This window comes from Micromonospora sp. NPDC049004 (assembly GCF_040649315.1).
Taxonomy (GTDB): Bacteria; Actinomycetota; Actinomycetes; order Mycobacteriales; family Micromonosporaceae; genus Micromonospora.
Map to the genome: position 1 here is coordinate 34,475 of NZ_JBEZFG010000013.1, position 13,929 is coordinate 48,403.

The window sequence follows — 13,929 nt, forward strand, 5'->3', positions numbered from 1 at the left end:
GAAATCCACCCCTCCTAGCGTGGGGTGATGCTGATCGAGTCGCGGCCCGCCACCGATCCCGAGATCGCCACCCTGGTCGTCGCCCAGCAGCGTGAGCTGCGCGAGGCCGACGGCGGGCTGGACGGCCAGGTCACCGTCACCCACGACGACATCCGCTACCTGGCGGTGGTGGTGCACGGTCGGGCGGTCGCCTGCGGCGGGCTCCAGTCGCTCGGCGCCGTCACCGGCGAGGTCAAGCGGATGTACGTCCGGCCGGCGTACCGGGGCCGGGGCATCGCCCGCCAACTGCTCGCCGCGTTGGAGGAGTGCGCGTTCCGGCAGGGGCACACGGTGGTCTGCCTGGAGACCGGCACGTACCTGCCGGCGGCGATCGGGCTGTACACCTCGTGCGGCTACGAACCGGTCCCGGTGTACGGGGAGTACGTCGGCAACCCGTACAGCGTCTGTTTCGCCAAGCGGCTCCCGGTCGCGGCCTGACGGCGGCCGGTCCCGCCGGCCACGGCGGGCCGGTCCTGCGCGACGGGTCGGTCAGGCGCCGGTCTCGGCGTGCGCGACGGTGACCGGCTTCGACTCCGGCGACGCGTGCTGCCGCAGGACGATGCTCAGCAGGATCAGGGCGCCGACCGCCAGGAACTCGCTCTGCCAGTTCTGCATGGACTGGAACCAGAAGTCGCTGGTGCCGAAGAAGTCCCACGCGCTGATCGGCGGCGCTCCGCTCTGCAACGCCTGCTCCTCGTTGTAGGCGGCGGTGCCGCCGAGCAGGTGCCCAACGAACGAGCCGGCGAAGATCAGCAGCAGCGCGAGGGAGAGGCTGTTGCGGTAGACCACCAGCGGAAGGCCGCCGGCGCGTACCGGCCACGGTGACCGGGCGGTGGCCCGGCGCTCGTCGTCCTCCGGCCGGTCGGTCTGGTCCACCGGCTTGGACTCGGCCGAGCCCCGCTGCACCAGGTACGCGGTGAGCAGCACGTACCCGCCCATCTGGAGGAACTCCGACTCCCAGTTCTCGAAGACCGCCTCGGCGAAGTGGCCGCTGGCCAGGTACGCCGGCCAGCTCAGCGGGGCGGCGCCGAACTCGGTGAGCTCCTCATTGTGGGTCTGCCAGCCGAAGACGCTCTGCAGGACCAGGAAGACTCCAAACGCGCCCAGCATGGCGGCGGTCAGCGCGTTGTCGCGTATCCAGCGAGGCATCATCGACCCCTTCCACGGATTCTCAGGCGGTCACCTACCCACGCCGCCGTCGCCGTCAAACACGTGAATCGGCAGGTCAGGGCCGGTCGATCGGGCTGTCCAGGCGCCCACCGGTGCCCACCTGGTTGGACAGCAGCAGCCCGAGCGCGAGCATGCCGAAGCCGAGGGCGAGGTGCAGCCAGTTGTCGGCGTCGTTGACCGGCAGGATGTTCGCGGTGGCCTCGGGGTCGACCGCCTCGATCGCCAGGCCGTACAGCCAGAGGGCCAGGTAGATCGCGCCGCCGCCGGCCAGGAAGAGCCGGGCGCCGGCGATGCTGCGGGCCAGCACCAGACCCGCAAGCCCGAACAGCAGGTGCAGCGCGTTGTGCAGGATCGACACCTGGAACAGTCCGAGCAGCTTGGCGTCCGAGTGGTGCCCGGCGAAGGTCAGCTCGCCGTAGTCGGTGGTGATGCCGGGGATGAAGCCGAGGATTCCGATCAGCAGGAAGACCCCGGCCACGACCAGCGCGACCACCTGCACCCGGGGCCGGGGGGCGGCAGGTCGGCCACCTCGCGCGTCTCGTGCCATCCCTGCCCCCTCTTCGTGGATCTGCCGGTACCGCGAACCTCGCTGTCCGCAGCGGCGACGTGACGCAGCCCGACGATCCTCCATTTTGAAGTCGATCCCGCCGGCCGCGCAGAGAAATGCACGAACAGGTATGGAAGCGCAAACGCAGGGTAGGTGAGTTGTCAGCGGCCACGGCGTCACGGCCGCATCCCCCCAGCACAACCGCGACGACTTTCCGAGCGGAAGGGAAATCATGACTTACGAAGTGTCACCCACGTCTTCCACGTACGGGCACGAGTCCACCAACGGCGGCGGCGTCCGCGAGCAGGCCCGCCACGTCGGGTCCGAGGCGGCGCACGCCGGTGGCGCGGTCGCCCAGACCGCGAAGGAGCAGGGCGCCGAGGTTGGCCGCGAGGCCGCCCGGCAGGCCCGCAACCTCTACGGCGAGGCCCGCACTCAGCTCGCCAGCCAGACCGGTGAGCAGCAGCGCCGGGCCGCCGGCGGACTGCGGTCGATCGCCGACGAGATGCGCACGATGGCCGAGCAGGGTGGCCAGGCCGGCCCGGTGAGCGAGCTGGCCCGCCAGGCCGCCGACCGGGTGCACGGTGTGGCCGGCTGGCTGGAGGAGCGCGAGCCCGGCGACCTGATCACCGAGGTACGCGACTACGCGCGGCGCAACCCGGGCACCTTCCTGGTCGGCGCGGCGGTGCTCGGCGTGCTTGCCGGGCGCCTGACCCGCAGCATCTCCGACTCCGGTGACCACTCCGGCAACGGCTCGGCGGGCTACCGCGGCAACGGGGCGTACGACCCGGAGCAGACCGCGGTGATCCCCACTCCGCCGCCGGCACCCCGGACGGCCGCGGACACCACCCCGGCGGGCGGCTACCTCGACCCGACCCCCGGCACGTACACCGAGCCGACCTCCGGCGGCTACAACGACCCGACGCCGGGCGGCTACAGCGACCCGACCCGCCAGGACGGCTACACCGAGCCGACCAGCACCGGTCAGCCGCTGCCGCCGGTGACCCAGACCGACCCGCTGCCGGGCGTGCCGTCCAGCGGCAGCCCCCGCCCGTGAGGCGCCGAGTCATCCGAAGGGAGGCGACGGCATGACCATGCCGACGCAGGGGTCCGGCCTGGACTCCGGTTACCACCCCGAGGCGGGCGCCCCGCACACCGCGGCGGACGTGAAGGGCAGCTCGCTCGGTGACCTGATGCGCCAGGTCACCACCGACCTGTCGACGCTGATGCGTCAGGAGGTCGAGCTGGCCAAGGCCGAGATCCGCCAGGAGGGCAAGAAGGCCGGCAAGGCCGCGGGCCTCTTCGGCGGCGCCGGCTTCGGCGGCTACATGGTGGCGTTGTTCGTCTCCATCGCCGTGTGGCAGTTCCTGGACAACGTCATGGACTCCGGCCTGGCCGCGCTGATCGTGGCCATCATCTGGGCCGTGGTCGCCGCGGTCCTCTACTCGATGGCCAAGAAGAACGCCCAGCACGTACGCGGGCTCAAGCAGACCAACGACAGCGTGCAGCGGATCCCCGACGCGCTCAAGCCCCACCCGGAGGGAGTCACCCGATGAGCACCGACCCCGACCAGATCCGCCGGGAGATCGAAGCCACCCGCAACAGCCTCAGCTCCGATGTGGACGCGCTGGCGTACAAGGTCAGCCCGAGCCGCATCGTCGACGACCGCAAGCAGCGGGCCCGTTCCGCGCTGCAGAATGTGAGGGACAAGGTCATGGGAACCGCGTCTGACCTCGGCCACGGCACCGGCCACGCCGCCCACTCGGTGGGTGACCGCGCCTCCTCGGCGGCCTCAAGCGTCAGCGACGCCGCCCACTCGGCGGCCTCCAGCGTCAGCGACGCCGCCCACAGCGCGCCCCGGGTGATCCGGCAGAAGTCGCAGGGCAACCCCCTCGCGGCCGGCCTGATCGCCTTCGGGGTCGGCTGGCTGGCCTCCTCGCTGATCCCGGCCTCCCGCCGGGAGCAGCAGGCCGCCGCCCAGGTCAAGGACAAGGTCAGCGAGCACAGCGGCGCCGTGAAGGAGAAGCTGGGCGAGGTGGCCAGCGAGCTCAAGGACGAGCTGCGCGAGCCGGCCCAGCACGCCGCCGAGTCGGTGCGGTCCACCGCCCAGGACGCCGTGCACGCGGTCAAGGACGACGGCCGGTCGGCTGCCCAGGACGTCAAGGACCAGGCCCAGCAGGCCCGCCAGCAGGTCAGTTCCTGAGCCCACCGGCGTCGACGACGGCTCACGGCCACTCCGGTGGCGGTGAGCCGTCGCCGCGTTCTCCGCGATCTTGCACTTTCTGTCGCCGTTCTGGTGTCTAGCGAGGCTTTTGTCCGAGCAGAAAGTGCAAGATCGCGGGGACGTGGTGGTGCGGGCGGGCTGGTCGGCGGATTCTGCGGTCGCCGTAGCGGACTCCGCCCCGCAGGACGCGCTGGGCGAGCGCCAGCCAGCTGCAGATGCCCCGTTCGAGCAGCCAGAGTGGGGCGGCCAGCGAGGTGCTCGGTGGGAACACGATCCCGCCGTCGGCGCGTCGGCGGCCCACCTCGGCCACGGCGACGACAGCTACCGCCGTGCCGAGCAGCAGTCGGGGCCGGCGGGACGCGACCGCCGCGGCCAGCGCCGGCAGGACCGCGAGCGCGGTCAGCAGGCGGGCCGGCTGGGCCAGGTCGTCGTACGCCTGGCGGACCCGCTGGCCACGAAAGTGCGTCGCGTCCGGCGGTAGTCGGCGTACGTACAGCCCCGGCGGCGCGGCCTCGACCCCGCCGTACGCGCGCACGGTGCGGATCAGCTCCAGGTTCTCGAAGAGCACGTCCGGGTCGTACCCGCCCATGGCGTGGAACGTGCTGCGGCGCACCGCGAGGGTGCCGGGGTAGTCGTTTCCGAGCGCCCGGTTGAGCAGCGTCCGCCCGGTGTCCCACCAGGCGTGCCAGGGCAGGGGGTCGAAGTAGTTCTGCGGCCGGACCAGGTCGACCCGGCCCAGCAGCCGGTGCACGGCCCGCAGCCCGGCCTCGTCGTACCGGACGTCGTCGTCGGCGATCACCACGTGTTCGTGGTGTGCCGCGTCGACGCCGGTGTGCACCCCGACCACCTTGCCGTTGAGCCCGCGCCCGCCGGGATCGGGCGGAAGGTGCCGGACCAGCCCCTGCCAGGCCGCCGCGTGCCGCGCGAAGAGCTCCGGAGGCGAGCCGTCGACGACGATCACCTCGACGAGGCCGCTCAGCCGGCGCAGGTAGCCGGTCAGCTCGTCCAGACCGCTGTCGGTGCCCCAGCGCAGCGGCAGCACGTATGACATCGGCAGGACGGTCGGCGCCCGGGTGGTCGGCGTCGTGCCGGTGTTGTCGCGCCCGGCCCGCCGGGCGGCGTCACCGTGGGCCCCCAAGGACATCGGTGCCTCCTGGACAGGCGGTCCGCGACAGGCGTGGCGGGACGCCCTCAGGCGCGGCGGACGTTGGTGAGGGTCAGTCCGCTGGGCGGCAGCGCGGGCATGCGCCGCAGGTCCAGGGTCAGGTCCTGCGGCGGGACCTCGTAGCGCATGCCGCCGGTCAGGTGGGTGACCGCCCGCTTCATGAGGTCAATGGTGATCCACTCGCCGGCGCAGCGGTGCCCGGCGGTGTAGTCGCCCCCGCCCTGCGGGACCAGTTCGAACGGGTCCACCCGGCGGCCGGCGAACCGCTCGGGACGGAACAGCTCCGGCTCGGGCCAGATCGCCGGGTGGTGGTTGGTGCCGTAGAGGTCGAGCAGCACCCGGCGTCCGCGTGGGAAGTGGTGGCCCTCCCAGTCGAACGAGCGCCGGACCCGGGCGGCGGCCATCGGAAAGAACGGGTAGTAGCGACGTACCTCCTGGACGAACTGCTCGGTGGCCTCGTCGTCGCCGTCGACCCGCTCCCGCCAGCCGGGATGGTCGCGCAGGGCGAGCGCGGCGAAGACGATGTACCGGTCCACGGCGACCACCGGGCGCAGCAGGTTGAGCAGTTCGACGGCGGCGATGGGGCGGGGGAGCAGCGCCCCGCTCGCGTCGCGGTGCTCGGACACGATCTCCAACGGGCTGCCGACGGGCGCCGGGTGGATGCCCGTGCGGGCCCGTTCGACGAGGTCTCCGATCCAGCGCTCGGCGCGACGACGGGCGAGGAGGCCCCGCCAGTGCCGGGGGCCGACGACCGCCGGGCCCTCGATCATGGCGTGTAGTTCGACCGCGCGTCGGTTGACCTGCGAGCTGGCCAGCGGCACCCCGGCCCACGCGCAGACCGCCCGGGTCAGCAGGCGGCCCAGCTCGTCGTAGAGCGGCACCGGCCCGGCCGCCTCCCACGCGGGGATCCGCGCCCGCCACTCGTCGTCGAAGAGCTGCCCGAGGCGCTGGATGGCCGCCGGCGTCATGATCGACATGAACATGGCCTTGCGGTCGGAGTGCGCCGATCCGTCCAACCCCTGCACGCCACCCCGACCGGTGAGCGTCCGCTGCACCCGCAGGGGCATCGCGCTGTCCCGCTGGAAGCGTTCGCTGTCGTAGAAGAGCATCGCCGCCGGCCGGCCCCGCAGGCAGATGGTCGGTGCGAGCAGGATCCGGGCCTGAAAGACGTCGCTGCCGTGCCGCTCGCAGCGCTCACCGATGAACCGGTAGCCGGAGCGCAGCAGCGCGAGGGTGCTGTCCGGCGTGCGGTCGGCCGGCATGGTCGCCATCGGGGTCTCCTCGGGTGCGGGCGGTGGCCGGCGTCGCCGTCGCGCTGCGTCTACCCGTGTCGCCGCCGCTGAATCCCCGCGGCGACAGCGCGTTGGCTGGCCCCTCCCACGGGCGGCGGAACCTGGTTGGCTGGCTGGTGGGGCCGCCGTGCGCCGGCAGCACCGGTCAGCCGGTCCGGTCCTCGGTGGGCCGATGGCCACGACCACGGGGAGGGCGAGATGCACGACAACAGGTCGCCGCACTGGCGGCAACGGCGGGCGGTCGCGGCGACGGGCGCGGATCGTGCCCTGCGTCCACTCATCGGCCCGCCCGGCCGGCCGAGGAGACCGCGCCGGTTCTTCACCGTGCACCTGGGGTTCACCGCGCCGGACGCGGCCGACGCCCGCGAGCAGGCGGTGACGTACGCGGAGGCGCTGAGCCTGCTTCGTCCGGAGGTGGCCCTCGGCGCGGCGGCCCTGTCGCCGGCCGACGCGTGGCACCGTGCCGAGCGGCTGTTCTGTGGGGCGGTCGGCCCGGACGGGGAGCGCTGCGTCGATGTCGCCGAGCATCCCGGCTTCCACCACGCGCCGGGTCCCGGCGGTCTCGGCTGGGGCGACGGTGACGCCTGACCTGGCGTCGCGGGTGGCGGTCGATCCACGCCACCCGCGACCGCCGGGCGATCAGTCCAGGTCGAACTCGCCGTCCTGCGCACCGGCGACGAAGGCGTCCCACTCGGCCTGGGTGAAGACGAGCACCGGGCCCTCCGGCTCGGCGGAGTTGCGCATCCCGATCAGATCGTCGACGAACGCGACCTCGACGGCGCTCTCCGAGGTGTCCCCCTCGGCCCGTTGCCAGACGGCCCGGGAGAGGTCGAAGTCGCCCTTGGGGTGCTGCGCCATGGTTCTTTCCTCCAGTGCGGGGGCCGTCTGGGGATCGCGTGCCGATCCCCATCGGGCAGGATAAGCGGATGCCGAGCCTGACCCGTGTAGAGGCGACCGCGCGTGGCGCGGCGATTACTGTCGAGTCCTATCAGGTGGACCTCGACCTGACCGGCGACGGGGAGCTGTTCCGCTCCCGCGTCGAGATCCAGTTCCGGGCGACCCCCGGCAGCGACACCTTCGCCGAGGTCAAGCCCGCCAACCTCCTGGCCGTACGCCTCAACGACCGCGACGTCGACCCCGGCACGTTGACCGACAACCGGCTGCCGTTGGATGACCTCGCCGCCACCAACACCCTCGTCGTCGAGGCGGAGATGGCGTACTCCAACACCGGCGAGGGGATGCACCGCTTCGTCGACCCGGCCGACGGGGAGACCTACCTCTACGCGGTGACGTTCCTGGACAACGTCCAGCGCATCTTCGCGGCGTTCGACCAGCCCGACCTCAAGGCGTCGTTCACCCTCGCGGTCACCGCGCCGCCGGAGTGGACCGTCTCCAGCAACGCCGAGGTGGCCGCCAATCCGGCCCCGGGGCGCTGGGAGTTCGCCCCGAGCGCGCCGCTGTCCACGTACTTCTTCTCGCTGATCGCCGGGCCGTACCACGTGCGGCGGGCCGAGCACGACGGCGTGCCGCTGGGCCTCTACTGTCGACGGTCGCTCGCCGAGCACCTCGACGCCGACGCCGAGGAGATCTTCACCGTCACCCGGCAGTGCCTGGACCGGTTCCACCAGCTCTTCGCCGAGCGCTACCCGTTCGGCAAGTACGACCAGGCGTTCGTCCCCGAGTTCAACGCCGGCGCGATGGAGAATCCGGGCATCGTCACTTTCCGCGACGACTACGTGTTCCGCTCGGCGGTCACCGACACCCAGCGCGAGCTCCGGGCCACCACGATCGCCCACGAGATGGCCCACATGTGGTTCGGTGACCTGGTCACCATGCGCTGGTGGGACGACCTGTGGCTCAACGAGTCGTTCGCGGAGTACCTGGGCACCCGGGTCACCGCCGAGGCGACCCGCTTCGGCCAGTCGTGGACCACGTTCGCCATGCGCCGCAAGGCCTGGGGGTACGCGGCCGACCAGCGACCCTCCACCCACCCGGTTGCCCCGCAGGAGGTGGCCGACGCCGACGAGGGTCTGCTCAACTTCGACGGCATCTCGTACGCCAAGGGCGCCTCCGTGCTGCGGCAGCTCGTGGCGTGGCTCGGCGACGAGGCGTTCCTCGCCGGCCTGAACGCGCACTTCGCGGCGCACCGCTTCGGCAACGCCACCCTCGCCGACCTGCTGGCCAGCCTGAGCGCGGCCAGCGGCCGGGACCTGTCCGGTTGGGCCGAGCTGTGGCTGCGTCAGCCGCAGGTCAACACGCTGCGCGCCGAGGTATCCGTCGACGCCGACGGCCGCTACACCGAGGTCGCCGTGGTGCAGACCGCGCCCGAGTCGCATCCGGTGCTGCGTCCGCACCGCATCGGCGTGGGCCGGTACGCGGCGGACGGCACGGTCCGGCGTACCGAGGTGGATCTCGACCCGGCCGTCGACGGTGGCCGGACCGTGCTCGACGAGCTGGCCGGCGAGCCGGCGGCCCAGGTGCTGCTGCTCAATGACGGTGACCTCACCTACGCCAAGGTGCGCCTCGACCCGGCGTCGGCGGACGCCGTCGCGCTGCTCCTGCCGCGCCTGACCGACCCGCTCACCCGGGCGGTGCTCTGGGGCGAGGCACTGGACGCGGTGACCGACGGGGAACGGCCGGTCGGCGGCCTGGTCGACCTGATGGTCGAGGCCCTGCCCGCCGAGACCGAGGTGATCATCGCGGAGGACGTGCTGACCCTCAGCCGGTCCCTGGTGGACCGCTACCTCGACCCGCTGGCCCGTTCGGCGGCGCTGGCCCGCGTCGCCGAGGCGTGCCGCCAGTTGCTGGACGGCGCGGCGCCGGGGGAGTCGTTGCAGCTCGCCGCCGCGCGGGGCTGGATCGCCGCGACCACCGACGCGGACCTGCTCGTCGGTTGGCTCGCCGGCCGGGACGTCCCGGCGGGGCTGAAGGTCGACGCCGAGCTGCGGTGGGCAGTGCTGCGCCGGCTCGTGGTGCTGGGCGCGGCGGGGGAGCCGGAGATCGCCGCCGAGGCGGCCGCCGACGTCAGCGCCACCGGCGCGGAACGGGCAGCCCGCTGCCGGGCCGCAGTGGGTGACCCGGCGGCGAAGCAGGCGGCATGGGAGATCATCGTGGGCGACACCGGGCTGTCCAACCGGCTGCTGGAGGCGACGGCCGAGGGGTTCTGGCAGCCCGAGCAGGCCGACCTGACCGCCGCGTACGTCGAGCGGTACTTCACGGAGATGCCGGCCGCCACGAGTCGGCGTACCGGCTGGACGGCCGACTTGGTGGCCAAGCTGGCGTTTCCCCGCTACGCCGTGGCGCAGCCGACGCGGGAGGCGGCCGTGGCGCTGCTGGCTCGCGACGACCTGACCCCGGGCCTGCGCCGGGTGGTCACCGACGCGGACGACGACCTGCGACGCGCGCTCGTCGCTCGGACGGCGGTGGCCGCCGCCTCGGCCTGAGGCGGGGTCACGGCGGCAGCCCGAGGCCGTCCCGCCGGAGCGTTTCGGCGCCGGTCGGGCGCGGGGTGGCCTGGCCACCCCGCGCCCGGCGGTCAGCGCAGCGCGGGCTCCGCCGTCACGGGGGCGTCGAAGTCGATGACGTGGCGCTGCTCGTGGGCGATGGTCCGCTCCGGATCCATCGCCGTGCGCACGAGCAGCGGCATCAGCAGCGGCATCAGCGTCCGCGCGACCGGTCCCGGGGCCTTGGTGTGGTTGATCCGGGCCGCGCGGGCGGCGACCTTCTCGACCCGGGTGCGGCGCAGTCGCACGTACGCGTCGAACGCGGACGCCACGTCGGGCAGGTCCCGCAGGCAGCGGGCGAGCTGCACCCCGCTCTCGATGGCGAGCGAGGCGCCCTGCCCGGAGCTGTTCGACGGCGCGTGCGCCGCGTCGCCGACCAGCACCATCCGCCCACGGTGCCAGTGCGGCACCGGCGGCATGATCTGCAACGACCCGACGGCCTGGAGTTCGGCGGCGCTGCTGGTGGCCATCAGCTGCCCGCCCGGGTCGTCGTCGCCGTAGGTCCCGCGCAGCGTGTCCAGCCACTGTTCGGCCGGCACCGCGCGGGCCTCGACGAGGCTCATCGGCCGCTGCTGCGGCAGGTTGGCCCCCCAGCGGGTGCCGCCGCCGGGCTCCGGCCAGTACAGGTAGTAGCCGCGTCGGCCGAACGCGAACGTCATCGTGCCCGCCTCGGCGTCCACCTCGTGCCGGGCGACCGCCTCGAAGCCGAGCAGCCCGGTGAACCGGGGGCCGGGCGCGGCCGGGTCGATGAGGCCACGGACCGTGGACCGGATGCCGTCCGCGCCGACCAGGACGTCGGCGGTGGCCGTGCTGCCGTCCTCGAAGCGCGCGGTCACGCCGCTGTCGGTCTGCTCGACGGCGACCAGCCGCCGCCCGTATGCGAAGGCGACGCCCTCGGCGACCGCCCGGTCGTGCAGCACGCGGTGCAGCTCGGCCCGGTGCACCACGCGCAGCGGCGGCACTCCGGCCAACGTGGGCAGGTCGATGCGCCGACGGCCGACGGCCATGACGGTGCGGTGGATTCCGGTGGCGATCGCCGTCACCGCCTCGTCCGCGCCGACGGCCCGCAGGGCCGCCACGCCGTTGGGCGCGAGCGCGAGGGTGCCGCCGATGCCGCCCACTCCGGCGGAGGTGGCCGGGTACGCCTCGTGAACGGTGGCGGTGATGCCGGCGCGGTGCAGCGCGAGCGCCGTCACCGGGCCGGCGATGCCGCCGCCGATGACGATCGCGGTTCGTGCCGTGGTCATGTTCTCTCCCTGGGTGTCGTCGGGTGCGTGCGTGCGAACCGACCTGGGAGGGAACCCGGTTATCCTCGTGCTTGCCGCTTCGGGCCGGGTGCCTGCTCAGGTGTCGGTTCGAGGTAGGGCTCCGGCGGGGTGTTGGCGCACCCCGCCGGAGCTGTCTTCTCAGTCGGCGTTGTCGGGGTCGCTGCTGGTCCTCTCGGCCAGCTCGGTCAGCTCGGCCGGCATCTCGCCGGTCTCGTGGAAGGCCCGCCACGTGTCCAGCCCCGGGTAGCTGCCCGAGGTCAGCTCGGCGAGCAGGGCCCGCAGCCAGGTCGTCTCCGCGGCGCGCATGGCCAGGTCGTACTCCGACTCGACAAGGAACAGCCGGGGGATCTCCCGCAGGTGGGCGTCGAGCGTCTCGCGGTCCTGGTGAAGCGCGTCGTCCAGCCGGTCGAGTCGCTGCCGGAGCAGGTCGATGGCCTCGTCGGGATGCAGGGCGGCGAGGACGGACAGGCCGGCCCGGAAGCGGGGATGCTCCGGCATCGGCGTGGCGACCAGCTCACGCGCCCAGTCGACAAGCTCGGCCCGCCCCGCGTCGGTGATCCGGTAGACGGTGCGTTCCGGACGTCGGCCCTCGCGGACGCTCTCCACTGCGGCGATCAACTGGTGCTTCTCCATGTTGCGGATGACCGTGTAGAAGGAGCCCCACTTGATCTCCATGTCCTGGTCCTTGCCCCGGGCGCGCAGGGTGCTGGCCATCTCGTAGGGGTGCATGGGCCGCTGGACGAGGGCAGAGAGCACGGCCAGTGCCAGCAGGTTGCCGACCTTGCGCCGCTTCGACATGACGTCCCCTTACTCGCTGACGACTACTCGCAGACGAGTATATGCACGGGATCGGCCCCCTGGCGACCCCCCACGCGCCGGCACCGGGCCCTGGCGGCCTGCCCCGACGCCCGGCCTACGATCACGGGGTGGAGGAAGATATCCGGCGGATCGGGATCATGGGCGGCACCTTCGACCCGATCCACCACGGGCACCTCGTCGCGGCCAGTGAGGTGGCGGACCGGTTCGGCCTGGACGAGGTGGTGTTCGTCCCGACCGGGCAGCCCTGGCAGAAGGCTGACGAACCGGTCAGCCCCGCCGAGGACCGGTACCTCATGACTGTCATCGCCACCGCCTCCAACCCCCGCTTCCAGGTCAGCCGGGTCGACATCGACCGCAGCGGCCCGACGTACACGGTCGACACCCTGCGCGACCTCCAGGCCGAGTACGGCCCCAAGGTGCAGCTGTTCTTCATCACCGGCGCGGACGCGCTGCAACGCATCCTGTCCTGGAAGGACCTGGACGAGATCTTCGAGCTGGCGCACTTCATCGGGGTGACCCGTCCCGGCTTCCCGCTGACCGACGAGCACCTTCCGGCGGACACGGTCAGCCTGATCCAGGTGCCCGCGATGTCCATCTCGTCGACCGACTGCCGTGCCCGGGTCGCCCGGGGTGAACCGGTCTGGTATCTGGTGCCCGACGGTGTGGTGCAGTACATCGCCAAGCGACGCCTCTATCAGCCCTGATCACGTCCGGTATGCACCGTTTCGTGCGTCTAATCGACCAGAACTGACGGGTCGTGACCTCGCCGGGTGTGAGACGCTTGGAGGATCGCACGGTTGATCGAAGGAGAACGGTGACAGTTTCCGAACGCGCTCACGAGCTGGCGATCGCCGCCGCCCAGGCCGCCGCCGACAAGAAGGCGCAGGACATCGCGATCATCGACGTCGGCGACCAGCTCGCCATCACCGACGCGTTCCTGCTCGCCGCCGCCCCCAACGAGCGTCAGGTGCTCGCCATCGTCGACGCCATCGAGGAGCGCCTGCTGGAGCTTCCGGAGAAGGCCAAGCCGATCCGGCGCGAGGGTGAGCGTGGCGGCCGCTGGGTGCTGCTCGACTACGTCGACATCGTGGTGCACGTCCAGCACACCGAGGAGCGCGAGTTCTACGGGCTCGACCGCCTCTGGAAGGACTGCCCCACCATCCCGTTCGTCGACCGCGACCTGGTCGAGGCCGACGCCAGCGGGACCGCCGCAGCCGAATGACCCGGCTGATCGTCTGGCGGCACGGCAACACCGACTGGAACGCCGCCAACCGCGTCCAGGGGCAGACCGACGTACCCCTCAACGAGCTGGGCCGCGACCAGGCCCGCGCCGCCGCACCGCTGCTCGCGTCGCTGCGTCCCGACGCCATCGTGTCCAGCGACCTGAGCCGCGCCGCGGAGACCGCGGCGGCGTTGGCCGCGCTGACCGGGCTGCCGGTCCGCACCGACGCCCGGTTGCGCGAGCGGCACTTCGGCAGGTGGCAGGGCCTGCACCTCACCGAGGTCGCCGAGCGCTTCCCCGCCGAGTACGCCCGCTGGCGGGCCGGCGACCCGGCGCCGGGAGCCGACCTGGAGCCGCTGCACGACCTCGGCGAGCGGGTTGCGGCGGCGTTCCTGGCGGCGGCCGACGTGACCCCCGGCGGGACCGTGGTCCTCGCCACTCACGGCGGCGGCTCCCGCCAGGGCATCGGCCACCTGCTCGGCTGGCCCACCGACGTGCTGCGCACCATCGGCTCGCTGGCCAACTGCCACTGGTCCGAGCTGCGGCACGACGACGTTCGAGGCTGGCAGCTGCGGGGGCACAACGTCGGCCTGGTCACCGCCCCGGCCGTCGTCGACGCGGTCTGAGCGCCGTCCCCACCCGGGGTCGGCGCGCTCGCGCCTCGGCGTATCCCGTCGTGA

General features: G+C 72.8%; 16 protein-coding genes. 9 read left to right on the plus strand and 7 right to left on the minus strand.

Going from position 1 to position 13,929, the window contains the following annotated elements:
* Positions 1–27 precede the first annotated feature (27 nt).
* A complete protein-coding gene (locus AB0B97_RS29675) occupies positions 28–477 on the plus strand; it encodes a GNAT family N-acetyltransferase (RefSeq protein WP_357498304.1) in 450 nt (149 codons plus the stop codon).
* Between the two features lie 51 nt (positions 478–528).
* Here AB0B97_RS29675 and AB0B97_RS29680 read toward each other — a convergent pair whose 3' ends face one another.
* On the minus strand, positions 529–1,188 hold the full coding sequence (locus tag AB0B97_RS29680) for a DUF6766 family protein (protein ID WP_357498306.1): 660 nt from the start codon (positions 1,186–1,188) through the stop codon (positions 529–531).
* 76 nt (positions 1,189–1,264) lie between these two features.
* Positions 1,265–1,756 carry a DUF4383 domain-containing protein gene (locus AB0B97_RS29685; RefSeq protein WP_357498308.1) on the minus strand — a complete coding sequence of 164 codons (492 nt, stop codon included), beginning with the start codon at positions 1,754–1,756 and terminating at the stop codon, positions 1,265–1,267.
* Positions 1,757–1,988: 232 nt separating this feature from the next.
* Here AB0B97_RS29685 and AB0B97_RS29690 point away from each other — a divergent pair, with 232 nt between their 5' ends.
* From AB0B97_RS29690 to AB0B97_RS29700, 3 genes are read left to right on the plus strand one after another with little or no spacing between them, the layout of a single operon-like run.
* Complete coding sequence (locus tag AB0B97_RS29690) at positions 1,989–2,813, plus strand: hypothetical protein (RefSeq protein ID WP_357498310.1); 825 nt, start codon at positions 1,989–1,991, stop codon at positions 2,811–2,813.
* Between the two features lie 31 nt (positions 2,814–2,844).
* A complete protein-coding gene (locus tag AB0B97_RS29695; protein WP_357498312.1) occupies positions 2,845–3,312 on the plus strand; it encodes a phage holin family protein in 468 nt (155 codons plus the stop codon).
* Positions 3,309–3,959: a DUF3618 domain-containing protein gene (locus tag AB0B97_RS29700; RefSeq protein ID WP_234586861.1), complete on the plus strand. Its 651-nt coding sequence runs from the start codon at positions 3,309–3,311 to the stop codon at positions 3,957–3,959. The genes AB0B97_RS29695 and AB0B97_RS29700 overlap by 4 nt, the downstream gene beginning before the upstream one ends.
* A gap of 97 nt (positions 3,960–4,056) precedes the next feature.
* Here the strand turns inward: AB0B97_RS29700 and AB0B97_RS29705 are convergent, their stop codons facing one another.
* Together AB0B97_RS29705 and AB0B97_RS29710 are read right to left on the minus strand one after the other, a co-directional pair.
* On the minus strand, positions 4,057–5,124 hold the full coding sequence (locus AB0B97_RS29705; RefSeq protein WP_357498314.1) for a glycosyltransferase: 1,068 nt from the start codon (positions 5,122–5,124) through the stop codon (positions 4,057–4,059).
* A 47-nt stretch (positions 5,125–5,171) separates the two neighbouring features.
* Positions 5,172–6,416 carry a cytochrome P450 gene (locus tag AB0B97_RS29710; protein WP_357498316.1) on the minus strand — a complete coding sequence of 415 codons (1,245 nt, stop codon included), beginning with the start codon at positions 6,414–6,416 and terminating at the stop codon, positions 5,172–5,174.
* Positions 6,417–6,635: 219 nt separating this feature from the next.
* On the opposite strand from AB0B97_RS29710, the gene AB0B97_RS29715 reads away from it, so the two are divergent.
* On the plus strand, positions 6,636–7,025 hold the full coding sequence (locus tag AB0B97_RS29715; protein WP_357498318.1) for a hypothetical protein: 390 nt from the start codon (positions 6,636–6,638) through the stop codon (positions 7,023–7,025).
* A gap of 51 nt (positions 7,026–7,076) precedes the next feature.
* Here the strand turns inward: AB0B97_RS29715 and AB0B97_RS29720 are convergent, their stop codons facing one another.
* Positions 7,077–7,295, minus strand: coding sequence for a DUF397 domain-containing protein (locus AB0B97_RS29720; RefSeq protein WP_007464035.1), 219 nt, complete (start codon positions 7,293–7,295; stop codon positions 7,077–7,079).
* Between the two features lie 68 nt (positions 7,296–7,363).
* On the opposite strand from AB0B97_RS29720, the gene pepN reads away from it, so the two are divergent.
* On the plus strand, positions 7,364–9,880 hold the full coding sequence (gene pepN, locus AB0B97_RS29725) for an aminopeptidase N (protein ID WP_357498321.1): 2,517 nt from the start codon (positions 7,364–7,366) through the stop codon (positions 9,878–9,880).
* A gap of 92 nt (positions 9,881–9,972) precedes the next feature.
* Here pepN and AB0B97_RS29730 read toward each other — a convergent pair whose 3' ends face one another.
* Positions 9,973–11,187, minus strand: coding sequence for an FAD-dependent monooxygenase (locus AB0B97_RS29730; protein WP_357498323.1), 1,215 nt, complete (start codon positions 11,185–11,187; stop codon positions 9,973–9,975).
* A gap of 159 nt (positions 11,188–11,346) precedes the next feature.
* Positions 11,347–12,006 (minus strand): PadR family transcriptional regulator, encoded by a 660-nt coding sequence (locus AB0B97_RS29735; RefSeq protein ID WP_357498325.1) that lies wholly within the window; start codon positions 12,004–12,006, stop codon positions 11,347–11,349.
* 128 nt (positions 12,007–12,134) lie between these two features.
* Between AB0B97_RS29735 and nadD the strand changes: the two genes are divergently transcribed.
* From nadD to AB0B97_RS29750, 3 genes are all read left to right on the plus strand, one after another.
* Positions 12,135–12,731, plus strand: coding sequence for a nicotinate-nucleotide adenylyltransferase (nadD, locus tag AB0B97_RS29740; RefSeq protein WP_203178711.1), 597 nt, complete (start codon positions 12,135–12,137; stop codon positions 12,729–12,731).
* A gap of 110 nt (positions 12,732–12,841) precedes the next feature.
* On the plus strand, positions 12,842–13,249 hold the full coding sequence (gene rsfS, locus AB0B97_RS29745; RefSeq protein ID WP_234586881.1) for a ribosome silencing factor: 408 nt from the start codon (positions 12,842–12,844) through the stop codon (positions 13,247–13,249).
* Positions 13,246–13,875, plus strand: coding sequence for a histidine phosphatase family protein (locus AB0B97_RS29750; protein ID WP_357498328.1), 630 nt, complete (start codon positions 13,246–13,248; stop codon positions 13,873–13,875). Before rsfS ends, AB0B97_RS29750 begins: the two co-directional genes overlap by 4 nt.
* Positions 13,876–13,929 lie beyond the last annotated feature (54 nt).

Coding starts and splice junctions, on each gene's coding strand:
- AB0B97_RS29675 (WP_357498304.1), top strand. CDS start 28: ATGCTGATCGAGTCGCGGCCCGCCACCGATCCCGAGATCGCCACCCTG.
- AB0B97_RS29680 (WP_357498306.1), bottom strand. CDS start 1,188: ATGCCTCGCTGGATACGCGACAACGCGCTGACCGCCGCCATGCTGGGC.
- AB0B97_RS29685 (WP_357498308.1), bottom strand. CDS start 1,756: ATGGCACGAGACGCGCGAGGTGGCCGACCTGCCGCCCCCCGGCCCCGG.
- AB0B97_RS29690 (WP_357498310.1), top strand. CDS start 1,989: ATGACTTACGAAGTGTCACCCACGTCTTCCACGTACGGGCACGAGTCC.
- AB0B97_RS29695 (WP_357498312.1), top strand. CDS start 2,845: ATGACCATGCCGACGCAGGGGTCCGGCCTGGACTCCGGTTACCACCCC.
- AB0B97_RS29700 (WP_234586861.1), top strand. CDS start 3,309: ATGAGCACCGACCCCGACCAGATCCGCCGGGAGATCGAAGCCACCCGC.
- AB0B97_RS29705 (WP_357498314.1), bottom strand. CDS start 5,124: ATGTCCTTGGGGGCCCACGGTGACGCCGCCCGGCGGGCCGGGCGCGAC.
- AB0B97_RS29710 (WP_357498316.1), bottom strand. CDS start 6,416: ATGGCGACCATGCCGGCCGACCGCACGCCGGACAGCACCCTCGCGCTG.
- AB0B97_RS29715 (WP_357498318.1), top strand. CDS start 6,636: ATGCACGACAACAGGTCGCCGCACTGGCGGCAACGGCGGGCGGTCGCG.
- AB0B97_RS29720 (WP_007464035.1), bottom strand. CDS start 7,295: ATGGCGCAGCACCCCAAGGGCGACTTCGACCTCTCCCGGGCCGTCTGG.
- pepN (WP_357498321.1), top strand. CDS start 7,364: ATGCCGAGCCTGACCCGTGTAGAGGCGACCGCGCGTGGCGCGGCGATT.
- AB0B97_RS29730 (WP_357498323.1), bottom strand. CDS start 11,187: ATGACCACGGCACGAACCGCGATCGTCATCGGCGGCGGCATCGCCGGC.
- AB0B97_RS29735 (WP_357498325.1), bottom strand. CDS start 12,006: ATGTCGAAGCGGCGCAAGGTCGGCAACCTGCTGGCACTGGCCGTGCTC.
- AB0B97_RS29750 (WP_357498328.1), top strand. CDS start 13,246: ATGACCCGGCTGATCGTCTGGCGGCACGGCAACACCGACTGGAACGCC.